Below are 2885 nucleotides of genomic sequence, written 5' to 3'. Positions count from 1 at the left end.
GACTACAGCGGTTTTGCGGGCGAAGCCATGAGCATGGGCGAACGCACGCCGCTGGCCACCGTCAACGCGGCCGCTTCGGGGCGTATGGCGGTCGCCGAGGCCATCACCAACCTGCTGGCCGCGCCCATTGAGCTGCCGCGTGTCAAGCTGTCAGCCAACTGGATGGCCGCCTGCGGCGAGCCCGGCCAGGATGCGGCGCTCTACGAGACCGTCAAGGCCGTCGGCATGGAGCTGTGCCCGGCGCTGGGCGTGTCGATTCCGGTTGGCAAGGATTCCTTGTCGATGCGCACCGTGTGGAGCGAGGGCGCTGACAGCAAGAAAGTCACCTCGCCGGTGTCGCTGATCGTGAGCGCTTTCGCCACACTGCCCGATGTGCGTGGCACCCTCACGCCGCAGCTGAACCGCGATGAGGCCGACAGCACGCTGATCCTGATTGACCTGGGTAAGGGCCAGRACCGCATGGGCGGCTCCATCCTCGCGCAAACGCTGGACAAGGAAGAGGGCAAGGTGCCCGATCTCGACGATCCGAAAGACCTGGTCAACCTCGTCAACGCCATCAATGCGCTGCGCAAAGACGGCAAGCTCATGGCCTACCACGACCGCAGCGACGGCGGCCTGTTTGCCGCGGTCTGCGAAATGGGCTTTGCCGGCAACGTCGGCGTATCACTCAACATCGACATGCTGCTGGTTGAGGGCGACGGCATTTCCGACAGCCGCATGGACACGGGCGACAGCAAGAACTGGGCAAGCCAGGTCGGCGCGCGCCGCGAGGAGCTCACGCTCAAGGCGCTGTTCAACGAAGAGCTGGGTGCCGTCATCCAGGTGGCCACGTCTGCGCGCAACGAAGTGATGCAGACCCTGCGCGAGCACGGCCTCTCCAAATTCAGCCACTTCATCGGCAAGACGCGCCCACAGCACGCCTCGCTCGAAGTCGGCAAGGGCGAGATCCAGGTCTGGCGCGACACCAAGGCCGTGTTCTCGGCCAAGCTGCAAGACTTGCATCAGGTCTGGGATTCGATCAGCTGGAAGATCTGCCAGCAGCGCGACAACCCCGATTGCGCCAATACTGAACACGCGACCACCGGCAACCCCGCCGACCCGGGCCTGCATGTGCAACTGACGTTTGATCCAGTCAAAGTGCTGTCGGCGCCCGCGCTCAACCTGTCGGCGCGGCCACGCGTGGCGGTGCTGCGCGAGCAGGGCGTCAATTCGCATGTGGAAATGGCTTACGTCTTCACCGAAGCCGGCTTTGAAGCCTGCGACGTGCATATGACTGACCTTCAAACCGGTCGCGCCAGGCTGGCCGACTTCAAGGGCATCGTGGCCTGCGGCGGCTTCAGCTATGGCGACACGCTGGGGGCTGGCATCGGCTGGGCGCGCTCAGTCACCTTCAACCCGGTGCTGTCCGAAGAGTTCAAGGCGTTCTTTGCGCGCCAGGACACCTTTGGTTTGGGCGTGTGCAACGGCTGCCAGATGTTTGCCGAACTGGCCGACATCATCCCGGGCGCCGAGGCCTGGCCGCGCTTTACCACCAACCGCAGCGAGCGCTTTGAAGCACGCCTGAGCATGGTCGAGGTGCTGGAGTCCCCCAGCATCTTCCTGCAGGGCATGGCCGGCAGCCGCCTGCCGATCGCCGTCGCGCATGGCGAGGGCTATGCCAATTTCGCCTTCCGGGGCGATGCCTCCAAGGCGATTGCCGCTATGCGCTTTACCGACAACGATGGCAAGCCGACCGAAGCTTATCCGGCCAACCCCAACGGCAGCGCCGGCGGCCTCACCGCCGTGACCACAGCTGACGGCCGCTTCACGGCGATGATGCCGCATCCCGAGCGCGTGTTCCGCAACATCCAGAAGAGCTGGACTTCGGGCGGCGCCAGCGAACGCAGCCCGTGGATGAGCCTCTGGCACAACGCGCGCAAGTGGGTGGGGTGAGTCTTTGGCGTTAGCGGGTAGAGGGCGGGGCGACTGCCGCGCCCTCAATGCCGTGGCGCGCCAACGCTGTGGCCACAAATCCCGAAGCCTTCATCTCTTCGACAAACGCCGCCAGGTAGCGCGCACCGGCCTCGCGCCCCTTGGGCAGGCCCATAGCCTGGTTGATCACCATGAAGCGCCCCGGTAGCAAACGCACGCCCGTTATGCGTTTAGCGTCAGCCTCCAACTGCTGCTTGACGCCGGCCGCCACCTCGATGTTCTGCGCGACCATCACATCGGTCACCGCCGGGGAGGTGGGGGCCTTCACCAGCCTGGCCGCTTTCAGTTCACGGGTCAGATAGAGATCGTAGGCACTGCCGTTGCCGACCACGACGCGGTTGGCCACCTGGTCCACCTCTTCATTGCGTTGTATCGGCGAGTCCATGCGCACCAGGTACGCGCCCTCGATGATCACGTAGGGCGGCGTCTGCAACATGTCTGCGCCGCGCACCGGGTCTATCGCGACAAAGGCGATGTCAACCTGCGCATCCCTGACCGCTTCGACCACCTTGCCGGCCGATGTGAAGGTCACCAGCTGCACCGGTACGCCCAGGCGCTTGCCGAGTTCGTTGGACAGATCCACCGAGACGCCGCGCGGTGAACCGTCCGGCATGCGAGCCGCCAGTATGGGGTTGCCGAAATTGATGGCGGCCCTGAGCTTGCCGGACGGCGCCAGTTCGGCGGCAGGAGCCGGCGGCGCAGAGACACAACCCAGCAGCGCGAAACCAGCCAGCGCCAGCACGGCCAGTGCGGCAAGCCACCACCACAAGCCGTTTGAGTTGCTCACCTGGCCCGGGGATTGTCCTTCGCTCGGGCCAGATCCCTCGCCAGCGCCCGTACCCGGTCCGATTCCCCCGGCTTCCACCGCATCCTTGGCTTCCTTGAGCCCTATGCCCGTCAGGCCTCGCAAGCGC

Annotated in this window: 2 protein-coding genes; one reads left to right on the top strand and one right to left on the bottom strand. The window is 65.3% G+C overall.

The annotated features are described in order from the left end of the window. The coding region (gene purL, locus AC1D1P_RS19670) for a phosphoribosylformylglycinamidine synthase (RefSeq protein WP_477674131.1) at positions 1-1932 on the top strand (1932 nt) is incomplete at its 5' end. Between the two features lie 10 nt (positions 1933-1942). Here the strand turns inward: purL and AC1D1P_RS19665 are convergent. Continuing rightward, a complete protein-coding gene (locus AC1D1P_RS19665) occupies positions 1943-2689 on the bottom strand; it encodes an ABC transporter substrate-binding protein (RefSeq protein WP_477674132.1) in 747 nt (248 codons plus the stop codon). Positions 2690-2885: the final 196 nt, after the last annotated feature.

The organism is Polaromonas sp. P1_E1_2 (assembly GCF_056406035.1).
Note: the sequence above shows the minus strand (reverse complement) of the source record. Positions and strands in the feature narration are given on the sequence as shown.